Raw genomic sequence first — 17,692 nt, 5'->3', positions numbered from 1 at the left:
GTGATAAGCTGACGCGCACCGCCATTGTTTGGATGACCGGCTGAGTCCGGAAAGGAAAGTGCGATGAAACTGAAATATGTGTTACTGCCAACTCTTTTGTCTTTGTCGACGGCACTGGGTGCTCTGGCCATCGAAAAGACATCGCTTTTCTTCTACGGTCAAAATGAAGTACATGGCGGCACCGCAATCGTGCGCGAGACTGCTCACGTAGATGCCTACGGTGGTGCCAGTGTCGAAGCTTACGACCAAACCTACATAAATGCCTTCGATACTTGCACTGTAATTGGTTATGGTCACACAACTGTCTATGCCAATGCCGACGTGAAGACCAAAGCGTTCGACAACAGCCGCATTTTTGCTCACAACAAATCAGACATCGATGCAGCCGGTAACGCCTATGTTCAAGCTGACGGACAATCAACCATCATGGGACATGGCAACTGCAACATCACGGGCGCCGGTAACGCGCTTATCAAAGCCTACGACAACTGCACAGTATTTGCCGCCGGCAAGTGCAGAGTCGAGTGCTACGGTAATGCTTCTGTTATGGCTCTGGGTGACGTCACAGTTGTCGCCAAGGACAGCAGCGTAGTCAAGGCTTACGGAAACACTGTTGTCACTGCAAGCGACAGTGCTACTGTCGACGCTTACGACAATTCCAAAGTCACGGCCACTAAAACAGCCAAGGTCGAAGTTCACGACGCCGCAAAGAAGACAATCGGCGGTTAATTTCAATCGGCTTGGAAGATATCGGAGCGCTGTCAATTTGACGGCGCTCCTTTTTTTTCAGCAAAAAGAGACTTCGCGTTCCACCCGTGGATGGAACGCGAAGAACTGTTTGGATGCCGTTTCCTGAGTCAGTCCTCGAGGGAGGAACTTTGCCTAGGCGACTGTAACGTCTTTGCAGAGGTAAACGTCTTGAATAGCATTCAGCAACTGAACGCCTTCTTTCATTGGTCTCTGGAAAGCTTTTCTTCCTGAGATCAAGCCCATTCCACCGGCGCGCTTGTTGATAACGGCTGTAGTGACGGCTTCTTCGAAGTCATGCTTACCAGAAGCACCACCGGAGTTGATCAAGCCCTGGCGTCCCATGTAGCAATTGACTACCTGGTAGCGGGTCAGATCGATCGGGTGATCTGAAGTCAGCTGTGAATAAACGAGCGGGTCAGTTTTGCCGAACTTGATGGCGTTGTAGCCACCGTTGTTTTCAGGCAGCTTCTGTTTGATGATGTCGGCTTCGATTGTGACGCCGAGGTGGTTGGCTTGACCGGTGAGGTCGGCTGAGACGTGGTAGTCGGTGTCGGCGGTCTTGAAGGCTGGGTTTCTCAGGTAGCACCAGAGAATCGTGGCCATGCCGAGCTGGTGAGCTTCGTGGAAGGCATGAGCAACTTCCTGGATCTGGCGAGAAGATTCTTCCGAACCAAAGTAGATTGTGGCGCCAACTGCTGTTGCACCCATTTCCCATGCCTGCTCGACAGCACCGAACATGATCTGATCGTAGCGGTTGGGGTAGCTCAAGAACTCGTTGTGATTGAGTTTTACGATGAATGGAATCTTGTGCGCATATTTTCTTGCCACGGAGCCCAGAACGCCGAATGTCGAGGCGACAGCGTTACAACCACCTTCGATGGCCAGTTTGACGATATTTTCTGAATCGAAATAGATTGGATTCTTCGCAAAGGAAGCGCCGCCGGAGTGCTCAATGCCCTGGTCGACTGGAAGAATGGAGACATAGCCTGTGTTAGCCAGTCTGCCTGTGCTGAAAATATCTTGCAAAGCGCGCATGACGCGTGGGCTGCGGTCGCTCTGTACAAAGACATTGTCTACGAAGTTCGGTCCTGGAATGTGCAACAGATCTTTGGAGACAGTTTTGCACTCGTGTTGCAAATAATAAGAAGCTTTGCTTCCCAGTGCCTCTTCAATTTTTGATAGTTCCTGCATGACTGGCATAGTGCCGCTGCCTCCTTCTAGGTGTAGGCGAATACTTTCTCACTGAAATGGAAAGTATGAACCAAAACGCCCACATATATCAATGTTTCGGTTAAGAGTCGGTGAAATTTGTTGCGAGAAGCGGCTGGCTATCAGTGCTTGTCAGACCCAACTTCAAATGGCTGGGAAAGCTCCAGAAGCACGCCGCCTGTGCTTTTCGGGTGCACAAAGGCGATGCGGGCGCCGCTTGCACCAAGCTTGGGCTGCTCGTCAATGAGCCTGGTGCCAGCGCTTTTCAAGCAATCCAGTTTGGTGATGATATTGTCGACGCCCACGCAAATGTGATGCAGACCGGGTCCACGGCTGGCGAGAAACTTGCCTACAGGTGAATCATCCGATAGCGGTTCAAGCAGTTCGAGATGGGTGTTGCCAAGATCTAGCTTCGCTACCCTGACTCCCTGTTCGAGAACTTCTTCGATCTCGATGCATTCAAGACCGAAAGAGTCTTTGTAGAACTTCAATGCTTCATCGAGGCTGCGCACTGCTACAGCAATATGGTCAAGTCGTGTTTCGCTCATGGTCCAAATCCTGAGTATTTTTCGAAAAATTTATTCACCGGGGTGAAGACGCGATAGATGTTGGCTTCGTCATATTCACGCCAGGTGCCCATCAGTCGGCAGGCGCGTTCAATGGTATCGACTTGATCGAACGGTGTCCATTCTTCGCCGCGCCATTTTGGGTTGTAATAGACGCGATTGAGCGCATCAGTGAGATTAACGGTTCTGTCGACGTTGAGTACGAATGGTTGTCCGTCTTCACGAATCGGAAAGAACTGTTGCTCTCCCGGCGGTGGCACGAGTTTGTTGCGGTCTGGCTGAGGTGCAGACGGCATTGGGATTTTGTTAGGTACCTTTTTGCCGATGAAAAGGTAGTCCGGAATCTCATCGGTTTTTCTCGCCTGGGCACCGCCGGCAAAGGCACCGAGGCAGCTGGTGGCTAACAGGAATGCAACGATGTGCTGGGTTGTGACGCCCTTCTTGACATGCCCGGGTGTGAATGGTTCTTGTTTCGCTTTGCATCTTAAAGGTTTCATATTTACAATGTATCTCTAAATGAACGCTGACAGCAACAAGAATTTTTTCGCACTCGAACTCTCAAAACGTCACAATTATAGCCTGTGCAGCCGTTGGCAGTGCCGAAATCTTCTGTCAATCTGTGAATTAGTTTAGTAGCTAAAGTCATGCAGATGAATCCGATTGGCTGTCTTAGCGCTCTTTACTTTAGTAAAATGCGCAAGGGAATGCCGTGCACAGGCAATGCTTTCGGTTGTGGCTGTGTCGGAGTGAGTTAATCAACGGAGTGAGCTACATGACTGATACGAAACAATCAGGAAGCAAAAGTACGACGAGAATCGGTTCTCTCTCTCTTGTTTTATCTGGTATCGCTTTAGCCACCACCATATCGCCTCTTACTGCTGGCGCTGCCGGCACTAAACCTTTGCCGATCGAAAGAATCGGTCTCGACAATGCCCGTCAGTTGGTTGTGCAGTTTGCTTCTGAGCCAGGAGCTTTTCCATCTATCCCTAACGTTCTCGACTTACCTGGACCGAATCATCGAGTAGTAGTAGATTTCGCCGATACGACTATAGATCGTGCCAAGATACCTACAGTCGAAGAAATGACAACGGCGATGGGAAAGGTTCTGCCTGTTATCAACGGTATTCGTTACTCGATTCTTCCCAATGCTGCTAAACCAACGGCCCGAGTCGTTCTTGAGCTGCCCGAAGATTTGAAAGTGACTCCGCGTGTGGTGAAGGTCGAGGAGAACTCGGTCACCATCAATCTTGGCGATGAAGTCAAAAATCTGGTTGTGCCCAAGAAGACTACCGGCAGAACAACGCACGAATCAAGCGCCCGACCGGCGACTGTGCCATCTCCAGGCGGCGAGAGTGTAGTCAGTGCCGTGAATGCTGCCAGTGCGCCGGTACCTTCCGGAGCTGTCGGCGCGCCGGTGCCTCGTTCCACTACCACCACCGCTGCAATGACTCAGTTGGCATCCACACGTATCCCTCTTGAAGACGATGCTGCACCGGTTATGGCGTCAACCGCGGCACCGGTGGCGGTACAGGCTCAAGCGCCTGTACCGGTCGCCTACCAGCCTCAAGCACCCGCGCCTGTGGCACAACAGGCGCCGCTGCGCACGGTGACAACGACGCAGTATCAGGCTGCACCTCCAGTTTTTGCCGGGCAACCAGTTGTGAATGCCGATGGTGAGACAGTTGCACTCAAGGGCGAGCAGAAGATTGACGAGCTTTCCGTGCCCGCTGGTGCCACCAAAAGTAGTGCCACGGCGTCAGGGTGGGATTGGAATTCGCCGGTCGAAAATGAACTCGTCTCTAAAGCGGCGGCTACGAAGTCGATGTCGGACGGCGCCGCTGCAAGCGGTCCAGCAGTGGCGCAAGCACGGCCGGGCGATGACCCGGAAGAAGCGTTCGTGAAGAAAATCGCAGCCAAGGAGATGGGCGCATCAACTCCGCTAGCTACCCTGACAGATGTGGCACCATTGACGTCAACAACGAATCTGGCTGCCAGCCGAGAGGAATCTCCGGCTGCTGCAGTTTCGCCGGTCGCACAATTGCGGGAGTTGGACACGGCTACCGTCACTCCTGTGGCCCAGCTCCGCGATGTTGAGGCTGTACCTGTAGCGACTGCACCCGTGACTGCTCCAACGGCAGCCAGTGCGCCGATAGCGGCGGTACCCGTCGCAGCGGCGCCACAAGTGGAGACCGAGACAGCTTACGTGCCGTCTGCTGCGACTGCGCCGTCTCAGGAATCAACCGCACCAGATGCGGTGGTATCTGCTTCGCCGCCCGTGACGAAAGTGGCCCAGGTTTCTGAACCGTTGCGGACCGAACAGATTGAAACCCAGCCTCTGTCGTTGCCTGAACCTGCCGCTAAACCAGCGCCAGCCGCTGCGCCACGAGCCTCTGCACCAGTTCCCGCCGATGCTGTCGATGAATCTCCTGCTTCTGCAACAAGCGCCGACGGTGATGCTTCTGCCGCTGCACAGGCTGCTCCGCAGGCATCTGGACCGGCCCTTTCTCTGAAGTTGTATAACTCGGCTGTGCGAAATCACCTTTCTGGAAAGTTGATGGAGGCAATCAACGATTATAAAGGCGCTTTGGCCGCCAATCCATCGCTGGCCGAAGCCCACAGCAATCTGGGTTTGATTTACAATCAGCAGCATAATTATGCCGGTGCTCTGGGTGAGTTCCATAAGGCTCTCGCGATCAATCCTAAAGATGCCATCACATACAATGGCATCGGGGCAGCGCTGAGAGCTGAGAAAGATCTTCCCGGGGCGATAAAAAACTGGCAGACCGCCGTCGATCTCGATCCAAAGCTAGCGACTGCGCATTACAATCTCGGCACCGCCTTCGAAATTCAGAAAGACTATGATCGAGCTCTGGAAGCCTACAAAGATGCGATCACCAATGATTATCGTTTAGGTGAAGCGTACTATCGCATGGGACTGATTCTCCAGCAAAAACATCAACTTGATGATGCGGCCGCTCAGTACAGTCAGGCTTTGAAGATTTCTTCAACGGCTGAGTACAGTGCTGATGCGAAGCAGCGTTTAGCCGAACTAAAAGCGCAGAAGAAGTAACCTTATGGGACTGGTTGTAACACGCGAAGAATTGAAGCAAGTCGTTCGTGCTCAGAAGGAGCAGAACAAGATAATCGTCACGACCAACGGTTGTTTTGACATTCTCCATGTCGGGCATGTGCGGTATCTGGCAGAAGCTCGTCGGCTCGGCGATGTTCTTATCGTGGGAGTGAACACGGATGATTCCGTCAGACGCTTGAAAGGACCGAGCAGACCTGTGAACAATGAAAACGACCGGGCTGAAGTTCTCGCCAGTCTGGAGTGCGTCGATTACGTAACCCTGTTTCCGGAAGATACTCCGGTCGAACTTTTGACTGAGGTGAAGCCGAATTTTCACGCGAAAGGCGGCGATTACGACCCTGAGAAGCTGGCGGAAACCCCTGTAGTGGAGTCATTTGGCGGACAGGTGAAGATTATCAATCTCGTGCCCGGTAAGAGCACGACAAGCCTGATTGCCAAAATCGACAAGAGTAAAGAGAAAAGCAACGACACGGTCAATTGCTGAGTGCCATTACTTCCTGATACCATCTAGGCACTTTTCTGCCGCTCGCCGCGTCAGACTCGCTACTTTGGGGAAAGGAAATGCAGCGTCTGGCGCCGCACAATCGCAAGAACGACCTACTTCTCGCCTGGTTTGCACCGCTTGGACAGGCTGCGAAGCTGGCTCTGGAGATGCTCTATCCGGGCAATCTCCTTTCCATTCAATTTCGCCAGTATCGCTCCAGTCTGGGCTGGATGGGCATCAAGTCTCTGCCCCTGGTCGGACTGTCGGCGATGTTTGTTTCGCTTGCGCTTTCCATTCAAACTATCATCGAGCTGAAGAATTTCAGTGCTCAAGATATGGCTGGGATGGTGATTTCTATTGGTCTGCTGCGTGAACTTGGACCTTTGACTGTCAGTGTATCCTGGTGCGCACGGGTGGCTGCCAGGTTGTGCGGCGAGGCCCGCGATTTCAAGGGCAGTTCGAGTGACTTTGTCTCTGAGTTCGCACTCCCGAAGTATCTGGCCGCCTTATCAATGGCTGTACCGCTTGGAGCCTACGGTTTGGTGATAGGTTTTCTGACGTCGGCGATTTTCGCTCCCTATCTCGGCGTAAGCTCCATCCATGACTATCTTTCGGCTGCTAAACCTGCCATTCGTGACAAGGATCTGTTCTGTTATTTCTTCAAATTAATCGTTCTCAATCCAACTATCGGTGTTTTTGCCGGATGTGTTTTCGGTAGATATGGAAGGGGTGGACGCGCTGAAGTTTGCTCAAATGCTATCACCGCAATGTTTATCGCCGCCATGTTCTTCAATCTTGTGTTCACCTATGCGATGTACATGCCATGACTCAAAAGATAAGCGACGAGCGCGCCAGCGAATTCGAAACACCTGCCAGTTCAAATGCCGATGGATTTGCCGGCCTATTCGTGCTTGTGGCAATACTTTTGTTGCTGGGCGGATGGATGTGGCTGAAGAACTATTCTCCACTGCATCCCCCGCAAAGATTTTCGGTTTCGTTCCATAACGTGGCTGGACTGATCTCCAATGCCGCAGTCAACGTCAATGGTGTCAAAGTTGGTGACGTGGAAGGCTTGAAGCTGAAAGGAAAAGACAAGGTTCTGGTGAAAATTAAGATCACCGGTGCGACCGTTATTCCCGTCGGATCGAATTTCGATATCCTCTCTAACGGCGTGGTTGGTGCCAAGTATGTCGAGATAACGTTACCGCAAGAAGCCCCAGATCAAAAACTGCTGCCGCTTGACGAGAATTCGGTGGTGGAAGGTAATGACCCGGTGCGGGTTGAGGTTGTGGTTAGCAAGGTCGCTAAGCAGTTTGATGACTTTGACTTCAAAGAAGCGCATGAGCGTGTAAATCAACACATGGAGCAGTTCGCCAGAGCAGCCGACGCCGTTACAGTCCTCACTGACAAGCTGTCACCGGCGGCCAGTCGGGCTGTCGAGGTAGAAAATAAGATAGGCGAATTGGCCACAGAAATGAAGGGGACAAGCAGGCGGGTGAACAAGCTGCTTGATAACCCGGGGTTCTCCTCTGACTTGAAAGAAACGGCGCTGCGTGTCAAAGAAACGGCTGTGAGTATCAATAAAACGATGCATGAACTGAACGAGACGCTTACCAATAAGCCTCTCAGAGACGATTTGCTGGAAGCGATGAGTCGTCTCAATCAATCGACCATTCATATTCAACAGGCGGTGGAATCAGTTCAGAAAATAAGCAGCGATGAAACGCTTCGGACCGATATCAAACACATTATCGGCAGCGTTAACGAGACAATGGATAAGGCTGACCGTATGTTGAGCAAGCCCGGTTTCGGCACTGATATGAAGGGCACGCTCGGTGATGTACGCGACACAATCAAGCATCTGGACCTCGCTTCGTTGCAATTAAACGCCATTCTGGCTCGCAAGCATCCACTCGTGCATCTGATTTTCGGGCAACCCGGCTCCGTCAAGAACGCTGAAAAATTCCAATCGCAGATGGCGAAGAGAAAAAAATCTCCTCCGAAAGACGTCTCTGGTGACGCTTATCAGCCTTCGCTGCCGATTCCTGAGAGTACAGCAGAGACAGATAAAAGTACGATTCAGAACTGATTTTTGAGCAATTAGAAACAAAAACGAAAACGTGAATCATTTTTGCAAAGTTTTTTGTTGAAGGCGCTAATGTGCTTCTCTGTGGCTCTTTGCGCGAGCGGCCTGCTATTCGGAAAGGTGTGCGTACCACTTTGGGCGGTGCAAAAATAAAAGTCTGTGATTTTTTGTATTTATCCTGACTTTAACAAACGCTATGTGCGACGCCCTTAAAACGTAGGCCCCGTTTCGTTTAATCGGGTTTCAATGTCGGGCTTGATTCGTTAGATGCTTGCAAAAGCAGAGCAAAGCTTCTTTTCCTAAATTTTGTATCCCGCTGTAAAAGCGCGATGTTGAGAGCGTTCTGTATCGTTGTACCTGCTTGTGTTTGCGAATTTTTGACACGACTATCTTTTTTGCCTGCAATTGTTAACGTCAATGTTTTGTTTAGCATTACAAAATGCAATGTCTCGAAGTGATTAACTGGACCGAAAAAATGAGGATGCTAAGATGCGATTGTTTTGTAGTAGTCATCGTAGGTGGTGTCATGATAGTTTTGTTGCTTGCAGTAATCGTTTTTGGTTTTATTACGCTCTTTATTCTTCAAGAGCCTGAAGGTGCTGATCTCGGTGAGCGCTATAGCACCGGCAGTGGTGTGGGTCATCAATAAAGATCGATATAAGTGCGAAGATTCTTTTGTCTTTTAAAGAGTCTGTCTGAAAAACGTCCGCAAGTTCTTGCCCCTTTTCATAAATTGCTCGGCTTCCTCTATGAGGTGCAAATTGAATGCATCCGGAGGGAGAGGGTGGGTCGCAGCGAGAGCACTGTCACTGTCGATTAAATGCCGCTTGTCAGTTTGCTCCCGAATTTGGTTGCTTTACATTCGCAACATTTGTTTCTCTGGTCGTCTGGCTGATTAAAGCTCCTAATTCGGGTGCCAGTAAAGAGATTGCTGTAAAGCTATGAGGACGCACCTTTGGTGTAATCGGTGTTCCTGGCAGATCAACATATCTCTGGTTTCTCATCGACAAGCCGAGGGGCATAATGGATATATGTGGGGACCGCAAGGTTGTATTTAACGACAGGGAAAAGAGCGACATATGGCTAATCAAGATTATCGAGCTGGTGAGTATTTGAGTTGCACTATTGACGGAGAAGAGCCAGGCGGCTACACAGTCACTGTATCTGGTGACGATCGGGTCGGCTTTCTTCCAACCAGTGTTACTTGTCGGCTCGGAGAGGTAGTCAAAGCTCAGTTCATTTGCATGAAAGGTGAGCGTATTCTGGTTTCTGCTAAATTTAACGACCAGCAGAAGCGCAGCGAGCGCAAAGCTAAATCAGCTGCTGAGTTTGCCAGGCATGCCGGACGTCCCAAACAAGAAGCTGTTGCTGGCGATACTGGAAAGTCGGCAGAATAGCATTGCTGCAAGGGTAGTCGACAGTTTCGACTGCCGGGGCTAGTTAGTTTCTCGCTTCGTCCTTCAATTGCTCGACTGCGAGCAAGTAATCGTCGTTGCCTCTGAAGCCGTTCTTCTTTACCCATTCGAAATCTGTGCGGGCTTCGTCTCTCAGTCCGCCCAGCAAGTGGTCGAATCCCAGCCAGGTTCGAACATCTGTGTGTTCTCGCTCGTTGCGTGCCATATTGTTCAGTTCAGTAAGTGTCATTTCGCGTTTCAAGAATTTCAAGACCCCGTAAGGCCATTGTGTTGCCTTGAGGCGGGTCTCGCCCTGACTCAAAGCAGCGTTCGCTCCGTCTAAATCTTGCAGCTGTCGTTTCGCCAGCCACCACAGCAGTACGGTTGGACCTGACATTGAGTTGTTCCAGCCGTTCAATTCGAGAAATTGTTGGGCGTCCTTACTGGCCAGTGCACCTTCGTTGGCTAATAAGTGTGCCAGTGCTCTTTCTCTCAATGCAAAGAGGCTCGTGTTGTCGTTTTCTGAGACGCAGCTGTCATAGTCTTTGATAGCTTTGTCATAACGACCGAGGTTTAAGTAGGCTCGGGCTCTCGTCAACATGGCGTCTTTATCGTCGGTTTTCACTTTTAGCGCATTGTCGGCATCAGTTAAGGCGTAGTCGAATCGTCTGTCTTTCAGTTCGATTGCTGCTCTGATGTTTAGAGCTGGTCGAAACTGAGCATTGAGAAGTAGTGCTTTATTGGCGGCTGCCATTGCTTCGCCAAATTTATCGTCGTGGTAGTAGGCAAAAGCCAGGTCACCTAGTTGCTCTGGCGATTTTGCGCTGTTGCCGATCGAGGCTATTAACTTGCTGCAGGCGGCATGCAAGTTGTGCTTAGCGATTTCATAGGTGGGATTCAGTTTTAGTGCTTGGGCCAGATCGGCGATTGCATCTTTGTATTTGCCGCTTTCATAGAGGGCGTAGCCGCGGTCGTTATAGAATTCGTAACGTCCGGGGGCGATGCCGATGGCTGACGTAAAGTCGTTGAGCGCTTCATTCGTTTTGCCCAGTCGCTTATAGCTGTTAGCCCGCATGTAGAAGGCATTGGCGTCGCGAGGATTGTTTTTGAGGGATTGACTGTAGGCGTCGATGGCTTCACTGAGTTTTCCTTGAGCCAGATACGCGTTGGCGATATCTTCGAAGGCGCCTGTATGGTGGGGGTTGAGCTCAATGACTTTGTTCAGATCTGCAAGCGCCGGTGTGTAGTCTTTTAGTTTCGAGTAGCTCAGGCCGCGGCCGAAGTAGGCGTCTACATTGTTGGCATCTGCCTTGATCAGTTCATCGTAGTCGGCTATGGCTTTTGAGTAGTCGCCTAGATAGTAATAGGCAGCGGCGCGGTCGAGCCGGGCGCTGGCGAAATTTTTGTCTAGATTCAAAGCCGATGTATAGTCTGCTACAGCTGCGGCATATTTCTGAAGATGCAGATTGGCTCTGGCTCGATCGTGATAGAGGTCTGCTCTTTTGTCGTCGGCTTTGATGGCTTCATTGAAGTAGTTGACGGCGCGATCATAATTGCCTTCGTTGAAAGCTTCTTCACCGGCGCGTTGCGAAGGACTCATCGATACTTTGATCAGCGACTTGCCTGTAATAAAAATCACTGCCGAAACGGAAAGCACAAGTGGTACCGCCAGTAGTGCAAGAATGGCCACTCGTCCGCGGTTTTTGATCAGATCTGCTATGTCTGAGAAGGCGCCGCCACGTTGGCTTGCTCTCAATCGCTTTCCGCCGGCTGGGCTGCTCGCCTGGTTGTTCGGTGCGTCATGAAGGAGATTGGCGAATCGTTCTGATCGTCCGGAATCTTGTTGTCGTCTCGGTTTGGGCGGCTCTTTAGGAACGGGTGGGGTTCTATCCGGCTGCTTGTTCTTTTGTGCCGCGACTTCTTCGTGTTCCGCTTCTTGTTCTGGTTCTTCTCTGGTGGCCGGTAGTTGAACGCGATTGCGTGCTTCAGCCTCTCTCTCTTTAGCCTCTCTTCGTTCGCGTCCTTGTGCCGTCTCAAATGGCTTGGATGCCGGGGTTACGCCCGGGATTGCTGCTTTCCCCGAGTCTTCCATCAGGCGTTGGTTTGGATCGGGTTCAGGAGCTGAGTGCGGCAGCACCATTCCTGTTTCTTCCCGGAGATCGTTGTATGCGGGTCGACTCTTCTGTTTGACTGGAAAAAGTTGGGGATTTGGTGGTGTCGCTGCTGGTGCTTGCGCGGGGCTTGAATTTACTGGTGCCGCTGGTGGCAGTTCGGAGCTATTGCCGTCCTGAGTCGGGTGGGAGGAGCTGGCTGATTGGGGTTGGAATGTATTGGCTGATTCAGTCTGTTGGGGCGACCCTGGTTGCTGTGGATTGACCCCCGCAGGCGTGCCGCCGGTAGACTGCGGGGGTCTGTTTGGTGGGGTGCTCTCTTTGTCAGGCTGTGGATTAGCTGACTGAGGTTTAGTTACACGTTGATCGGGAATCGGCGTTTGCGCAGCGCTGACTGGTGACGGACTTTGCGGTCTTGTCGGATACGTTGTTCCCGACTGTGATTGGTTGGATCCAGGTTTGCCTGAAGGTTTCGGCAAGCCTGGTGCGTGATGACCGGGTGCTCCTGGTACGAGGTCTGTGAACTTGTGGGCAGAAGGCAGTGATGGAGGCGGAGGGTTGGGTTGAACAGGTGGCTTGGTACCAGCCAGTTCTTGCATTGGAGAAAAATTCGCCTGAATGCCTGATGGCTTTTGATAAAGTTGTTCAGTGACGTTTTCCTGTGGTGCCGACTGATAGTGCGTGGTTCCGTAGGCGTCGAGGTCGTCGTCACTGTCAGTTGGTGCAATGATTTTAATTCTCGAACTGGATTGCTGTCCTTGAATTGCATCTGCAGAGGCGTTCACGTTGGGGGGCTGAGGTGTGCCCGACAGTGGCTTTGGTGGAGCGCCGAGGGGATTGGCTCCGACATTGGGTGCGGGCAATCCGGGCTGCATTTGCGCCGATGGTGGCACCGCAAATGGTGCGCTCGCCGGTCCTAGAGGATTTTCGGAAGCGCTTACAGGTGGGGATGCAACGCTCGGGAAGGGCGCTCCGGAGGGACCGAGAGGGTTTCCGGTCGAGGCGGGGAATTGACCGGGAATCTGTTTTGAAGGATGTCCGCCCTGGTTTACAGTGCCGGAGTTGTCTAATGTTGGCAGTGGTCTCGATGCCGCTGGACCGAGGGGGTTCATGGGTTGAGCCGATTGTGAGCTGTTCTGAGGTGCAGCGGATTGCTTTGATTGGTCCTGTCTTTCAGCGTTCGTGCTCTGCGGAGCGGCGACGGTCTCTGTCTTGACCTGGTCGGAAGTCGCCTGTGCGTGGGGAGGCTCTCTCAATGCCGCCGGTACCATGTGTTGTCCGGTCGGAGGGCTGGCCGGCAGGGATGACGCCAGTGCAGCGCCTAGTGGTGAGACGGGCTGACCTGGTGCTGGCGACGAGGGTACAGGGGCGGGCATAGCTTTCAGTGCAGACATTGATGAGCGCGGATCTGCCTGGCGCGGTTGGAAATTATGCCCTGTCAGAACAGGCCTGGTTGGACCGTCTGGGTCGATGCCGTTTTTCGGCGCTTCACTTTCAGCTGGAATACGAACCGGCCCGGTTGTCGGGCGGGGCTCGCCGGTTTTGCTGCCTGGTGGTTTGGGGAGGGCGTGTAAGTCGGTATGCGCTCTCTGTTGATCTTGACCGCTTGCAGGTTGGGTGTCTTTCTGTGGCGCATTCGACTTGCCTCCAAACATTGGAGGCAATTGCACTGCATTCTGCGACGTGGTGCCTACTGACTTCGGCGGGTCGTTCGGCGACGGTCGAGATGGTGCCACCGGTTTGGCTTGCATTTGCTGAGGTGGATTGACTTGATTCTGCTGCGGCTGATCGATTTGATTCTGCTGCGACTCGGGTTGGTCCTGCTGAATTGGTTGATCCGGTCTCTGTGCTGCAGCCATACCCTGTTGGGTGGCAATCAGGCGACGAATTTGTAACCCATCTCTTTGCTCGCTCTGCTCACTTTGCTGTTGAGCGGGTGTTTCGATCTTTCGCTCGTGTCGTGGCTCTGGTGTCGCAGGTGGTGCCACTCCTTCCAGCACAAAAAATTGTTGTGCGCTAGATTGCTGTTGATCGACTGTCGGATGGTCTCCTGTATCAATTGTCGACTCGGAGGAAGAAGCGGGTGTCTCAGGGCGAGATTGTGGAACGGACGTTGGCTTGTTTTGCACTTGAGCTTGCACTTGAGGCGGGGGACCCCAGTGAGATGGCGAGCTGTCCTGGCGATTTTGTTCAGCTGGGGCTGTTTGTCCCGCTGACTGAGGAAGTGTCAGTTGTGGGTTTGATTGCGATGAGAGGGAACCGGGCGGTAGCGAAGATCTGATTTGCTGCGAAGGTCCGCGATGCTCTGGCTGAGGGGGAAGAGCCGGCTGTGCTGGAGAATTGCCTGGCGACGATGTGGCTGGGGGAGTTTGAGTTTGGCGAACAGAGTCACTCGCCTGCACCTGATTTGGTTCTATCTGTGGTGTCGATGGCGCAGCTGCCTGCGCTGTTGTTGGGGCGCTCTGCCCTGATCCCGGTCGATTGATGACCAGATCCTTTGGCACTTCTAGGGCAGGCAGTTCGGTGAAATCTGAAGCCATATCGGCTAGAGCTTCGCTGAGGTGTTCCATCAATTCGTCTTGAGACTTCGGCGCTGGCACCGGCAAGCTGGCATTGTGCCATTCTGCGTCTGTTACGCCTGGTTGCGCAGGACTGGTGAGAACTACTGCTTCGGTTTCGGTCTTGTGGGCGGCTGTTTCGGGGTGGTCTATAGGCGCCTGCAAATCGCCCGCAGCAGTATTATTGCCATTTTGATCTGGCAATTTATGCTTGTTGATACCGGAATCAGCTCCTGGTACTGGTTCCTGCTGACCCGATATCGCGGAGTCGTCCACCGACATACCTTCTACCCTACGATATCAATTTATTGCCTTATACCCAGTAACAACTACCATTCTGAGGCATTTCCACGTCTTCGCAACAACTTTCTAATCTGGAATTGGTTGCCATATATTCGTTTCAGCCTCTTCCCTGGAAATTATCGGCAGCTGCTAAGTAAGCTGCGCTAAATACTTCATGCCCGCAGTGCTGCTTGGCATCCCGTTCTCAAGTGATAGCGAGGCTTGTCAATTTGTACGGATTTAGGGCACTGTCTTTCGATTCCGGCTGAGAACGGCTATTTCTGCTCCGAAAACCAGTCGAGGGCAGGAAGATACTTATCTTTTCAAGATTTATTTATGGACTTTAGCCCTTGAAGAGCACTAGGTTCTGAGTGCTCGCTATTTAAAAACTTTTCTTTCGGAATCAAAGACCTCTTCCACCTTCGGCTCAGCGATTAAACCAGATTTCGTCTCCTTCAAGGCTTGTGCCGCGAGACGTGGTGTTGCTGTGCACTGCATTTGGTGGCGTGGTCAGATTCTGCCGCAAATACAAAAATTCGACTCGAAGCATTTGAGTCACTCTAGGAGCAACTCTTATGAGACACACACCTCTCAGTCTCGATGATCAGAAGCCCGGTGCCATTCGCCGGCGTCTGATCGAAACTTGGCTGAAGACGCTCGTTGGTTACCTTGGCATGGGCGCGCTCATCCTCGGTGCTTTCAAGCTCTTCGGCTCCACGTATCACCTTCAGCTGGGCTTCGGCCTGCTGTGGATCTTCCTGCCTGCGGTCATGTGGTGGTTCAGCGCCAAGGTGGCGTTGATGATGACCAAGTCGGTGCCTGCCGACCCCGCCAACCCCGAGCACAAGCGGCTGATCGACATCGTTCACCGCACCTGGCTGAAGAGCGGCCTCAAGCACGAGCCGCCCGTCTACATCTCGGACAATCCTCTGCCCAACGCCTTCGCTACTGGTCCGATCCACAGCAAGGCCGTGGTGGCAGCAACCAAGGGGCTTTTCCTCATCGGTCTGACCGATGACGAGATCGAAGCGGTTTTCGCTCACGAACTCGGGCACGTTCGCAACTACGACGTCGGCATCAACTCGATGCTGGCCATGATGTCGTCGCTCTTCTTCCTCATCGTCGATTCCGGGCTGCGTCTTGTGCTCGGTTCGATCGGACTGTTCCGCAAGGTGCTCGGCATCAAGCCGCGTGCCAAGGGTGAGCCGCAGGGCTTCTTCATCACGCTCTCGGGCATCCTGATGAACCTGATCATGTACGCTGTCTTCTGGCTCACCGGCCAGATGACGAAGGTGATCCAGATGTTCGTCGTTCGTTCCCGTGAATCAGGTGCTGATGCCACCGGCGCCTGGATGACGCAGAACCCGTGTGCCCTGGCTACGGCTCTGGAGAAGCTCGTCGCCTACGTCGAGAAGAACCGGCCGAAGGGTCAGGAGAAGGAACTGCTGCGTGCGCTGCGGCCGATCATGACGATCGACCCGCTCTACGACGCCGTTGCTGCCGATCCCAAGCCGGTGACGCTCTGGCAGAAGCTGCAGGCTTTCTGGAAGTGGCTGATGCTCTCGCATCCGACCGTTCCGGATCGCGTCTATCAGCTCGAGCGCATGAACGGCGGCGCCTGCCCCCGTCCGACCACGCTGGGCCGGTAATTCGGGAAGATAGCGAGCTTTGAATGAAGGTGCGCAGCCGGGTTTTGGATTTCTCCAGACCCGGCTGCGTTTCCTCTTTCTTCCTGCGGCCGTCTTTTTTGTCATTTTTTCTGCTGCTATATTTTTCTTCCCGTTATACTATTTCGTATCGTACAAGGCGCTAATGACGAGCCGGTGAGGCGAGCAACGAGCCTGAGCAACGAGCCTGCGCACGGCGGCGCGCACTTGAGCAACGTCCCGAAATGTCCTCAGACTTGAACGAAGGGATTTCCGTTTGCCTGGAAGTCTGGAAAAACCTTTGCCAGTGTTGTTTTGGACACGCCAATTTGGTTGTTCAAGAGATACGAAAGAACAGAGCGGAAGTCGGTACTGGTTGGCAGATCTCTTTGCTCATGCAGTGCTTCGGTGTTGAGACCAGCCCATCTGGCATAGACGTTGCCCCCGGGAACCTCGCCACCGAAAACCCACATGACGTTGCCGTGTCCGTGATCGGTACCCGAATTGCCATTTTCTTTTGCTGTGCGTCCAAATTCAGACATGACGACAATAGTCGTGTCTTTGTACATCGGTCCGAGTCCCTGAATCAGGTCGGCGATGCCCTGACCGAGCGGTGTCAGGTGATTTGCCAGTTGACCTTTACCGGTGCCTTCGTTGACATGTGTGTCGAATCCGCCGAAGTCGAGAAAGGCAACTTGAATCGATGGTGATTTGCGAAATAGTTGCGCCAGTTGCTTGCCGTAAGCTTTATTCTGTCCGGGTAGTGGAGCGCCTCGATTGGCCAGCATTTGCTCGCGGTCCATCATCGCGTCCTCATCTGGTTTGCTCAAGCTTTCGTTGATTTCTTGATGCGCGGCCATACCTTCTTTGAACGCTCGGCCGAGATCATCGTTGCGCTGTCCGTACAAATCTTCAAAGACGCTTGCCACAACCGGTCTGTCGAGAAGCGATTTATTTACCTGAACCGTTTTTGAAATCGTGGCGATTGAGGCTGGTCCAGACATGATGCGCGGCAGCACCGGTCCTATGCTTATGGCATGAAGCGAAGAACCTGATTTGACAGGTAGTTCGCTGACGAGCCTGTTGAGCCAACCGGTGCTCACCGATCGGGCCCCTGGCGCACCACTTTCCATGTTGTCCTGGGCATCGAAGTGCGACCTGGATGGGTTTGGAGAGCCGCTGGAATGCACAAATGCCAGGGTTTTGTTCTGCCAGTAGGGCATGAGCGGAGCGAGAGCTGGATGCAAACCGAAGTGTCCATCCAGATCGATCAATCCATTTTCCTGTCCCGGTTTGGCTACGGCGATGCGCGGACGAATACCGTAGTAGAGCGAATCTCCGTAAGGTGCGACGATGTTCAGCCCATCTACTCCGCCGCGCAACAGAATGACAATCAGTTTTTTGTTTGCCTTATCCATGCCGTTGCTGAAGGCCCAGCCTGCCAGTCCTGGCGCGAAGAGTGCCAGTGACGACAACGAAGCAAGTTTGATAAATTCTCTGCGATTCATAGTTGCT

At 52.7% G+C, this 17,692-nt stretch carries 12 protein-coding genes; 7 read left to right on the top strand and 5 right to left on the bottom strand.

Translation table 11 applies throughout. The features are described 5' to 3' along the window. Positions 1–63 precede the first annotated feature (63 nt). A complete protein-coding gene (locus EKK48_09010; GenBank protein ID RTL43419.1) occupies positions 64–729 on the top strand; it encodes a hypothetical protein in 666 nt (221 codons plus the stop codon). A 153-nt stretch (positions 730–882) separates the two neighbouring features. On the opposite strand, the gene EKK48_09005 is transcribed toward EKK48_09010, so the two are convergent. The 3 genes from EKK48_09005 to EKK48_08995 form a co-directional block, all read right to left on the bottom strand. Continuing rightward, on the bottom strand, positions 883–1,941 hold the full coding sequence (locus EKK48_09005) for a class I fructose-bisphosphate aldolase (protein RTL43438.1): 1,059 nt from the start codon (positions 1,939–1,941) through the stop codon (positions 883–885). Positions 1,942–2,081: 140 nt separating this feature from the next. After that, on the bottom strand, positions 2,082–2,507 hold the full coding sequence (gene mce / locus EKK48_09000; protein RTL43418.1) for a methylmalonyl-CoA epimerase: 426 nt from the start codon (positions 2,505–2,507) through the stop codon (positions 2,082–2,084). Then, positions 2,504–3,022 carry a hypothetical protein gene (locus EKK48_08995; protein RTL43417.1) on the bottom strand — a complete coding sequence of 173 codons (519 nt, stop codon included), beginning with the start codon at positions 3,020–3,022 and terminating at the stop codon, positions 2,504–2,506. The genes mce and EKK48_08995 overlap by 4 nt, the downstream gene beginning before the upstream one ends. A 275-nt stretch (positions 3,023–3,297) precedes the next feature. Between EKK48_08995 and EKK48_08990 the strand changes: the two genes are divergently transcribed. The 5 genes from EKK48_08990 (at position 3,298) to EKK48_08970 (ending at position 9,583) form a co-directional block, all read left to right on the top strand. Next, a complete protein-coding gene (locus EKK48_08990) occupies positions 3,298–5,595 on the top strand; it encodes a tetratricopeptide repeat protein (protein RTL43416.1) in 2,298 nt (765 codons plus the stop codon). A gap of 4 nt (positions 5,596–5,599) precedes the next feature. Next, positions 5,600–6,100, top strand: a complete 501-nt coding sequence (rfaE2, locus tag EKK48_08985) for a D-glycero-beta-D-manno-heptose 1-phosphate adenylyltransferase (GenBank protein RTL43415.1) — start codon at positions 5,600–5,602, stop codon at positions 6,098–6,100. Positions 6,101–6,177: 77 nt separating this feature from the next. Then, a complete protein-coding gene (locus EKK48_08980) occupies positions 6,178–6,927 on the top strand; it encodes an ABC transporter permease (protein ID RTL43414.1) in 750 nt (249 codons plus the stop codon). Next, a complete protein-coding gene (locus tag EKK48_08975) occupies positions 6,924–8,189 on the top strand; it encodes an MCE family protein (protein RTL43413.1) in 1,266 nt (421 codons plus the stop codon). The genes EKK48_08980 and EKK48_08975 overlap by 4 nt, the downstream gene beginning before the upstream one ends. Positions 8,190–9,265: 1,076 nt before the next feature. After that, positions 9,266–9,583: a hypothetical protein gene (locus tag EKK48_08970; protein ID RTL43412.1), complete on the top strand. Its 318-nt coding sequence runs from the start codon at positions 9,266–9,268 to the stop codon at positions 9,581–9,583. 43 nt (positions 9,584–9,626) lie between these two features. On the opposite strand, the gene EKK48_08965 is transcribed toward EKK48_08970, so the two are convergent. After that, positions 9,627–14,531 (bottom strand): tetratricopeptide repeat protein, encoded by a 4,905-nt coding sequence (locus EKK48_08965; protein RTL43411.1) that lies wholly within the window; start codon positions 14,529–14,531, stop codon positions 9,627–9,629. A 575-nt stretch (positions 14,532–15,106) separates the two neighbouring features. Between EKK48_08965 and EKK48_08960 the strand changes: the two genes are divergently transcribed. Next, positions 15,107–16,180, top strand: coding sequence for a hypothetical protein (locus EKK48_08960; GenBank protein RTL43410.1), 1,074 nt, complete (start codon positions 15,107–15,109; stop codon positions 16,178–16,180). A 248-nt stretch (positions 16,181–16,428) separates the two neighbouring features. Here the strand turns inward: EKK48_08960 and EKK48_08955 are convergent, their stop codons facing one another. Continuing rightward, the gene (locus tag EKK48_08955) at positions 16,429–17,685 is read right to left on the bottom strand and encodes a DUF1501 domain-containing protein (protein RTL43409.1); all 1,257 of its coding nucleotides are present in this window, start codon (positions 17,683–17,685) and stop codon (positions 16,429–16,431) included. Positions 17,686–17,692: the final 7 nt, after the last annotated feature.

The sequence above is a fragment of the Candidatus Melainabacteria bacterium genome (assembly GCA_003963305.1).
Classification (GTDB): Bacteria; Cyanobacteriota; Vampirovibrionia; order Obscuribacterales; family Obscuribacteraceae; genus PALSA-1081.
The sequence above is the reverse complement of the archived record's forward strand: the minus strand, read 5'-3'. Positions and strand labels throughout refer to the sequence as shown.

Excerpts from the sequence above, each read along its gene's own strand:
- EKK48_09010 (RTL43419.1), top strand. The coding sequence starts at position 64 with ATGAAACTGAAATATGTGTTACTGCCAACTCTTTTGTCTTTGTCGACG.
- EKK48_09005 (RTL43438.1), bottom strand. The coding sequence starts at position 1,941 with ATGCAGGAACTATCAAAAATTGAAGAGGCACTGGGAAGCAAAGCTTCT.
- mce (RTL43418.1), bottom strand. The coding sequence starts at position 2,507 with ATGAGCGAAACACGACTTGACCATATTGCTGTAGCAGTGCGCAGCCTC.
- EKK48_08995 (RTL43417.1), bottom strand. The coding sequence starts at position 3,022 with ATGAAACCTTTAAGATGCAAAGCGAAACAAGAACCATTCACACCCGGG.
- EKK48_08990 (RTL43416.1), top strand. The coding sequence starts at position 3,298 with ATGACTGATACGAAACAATCAGGAAGCAAAAGTACGACGAGAATCGGT.
- rfaE2 (RTL43415.1), top strand. The coding sequence starts at position 5,600 with ATGGGACTGGTTGTAACACGCGAAGAATTGAAGCAAGTCGTTCGTGCT.
- EKK48_08980 (RTL43414.1), top strand. The coding sequence starts at position 6,178 with ATGCAGCGTCTGGCGCCGCACAATCGCAAGAACGACCTACTTCTCGCC.
- EKK48_08975 (RTL43413.1), top strand. The coding sequence starts at position 6,924 with ATGACTCAAAAGATAAGCGACGAGCGCGCCAGCGAATTCGAAACACCT.
- EKK48_08970 (RTL43412.1), top strand. The coding sequence starts at position 9,266 with ATGGCTAATCAAGATTATCGAGCTGGTGAGTATTTGAGTTGCACTATT.
- EKK48_08965 (RTL43411.1), bottom strand. The coding sequence starts at position 14,531 with ATGTCGGTGGACGACTCCGCGATATCGGGTCAGCAGGAACCAGTACCA.
- EKK48_08960 (RTL43410.1), top strand. The coding sequence starts at position 15,107 with ATGAGACACACACCTCTCAGTCTCGATGATCAGAAGCCCGGTGCCATT.
- EKK48_08955 (RTL43409.1), bottom strand. The coding sequence starts at position 17,685 with ATGAATCGCAGAGAATTTATCAAACTTGCTTCGTTGTCGTCACTGGCA.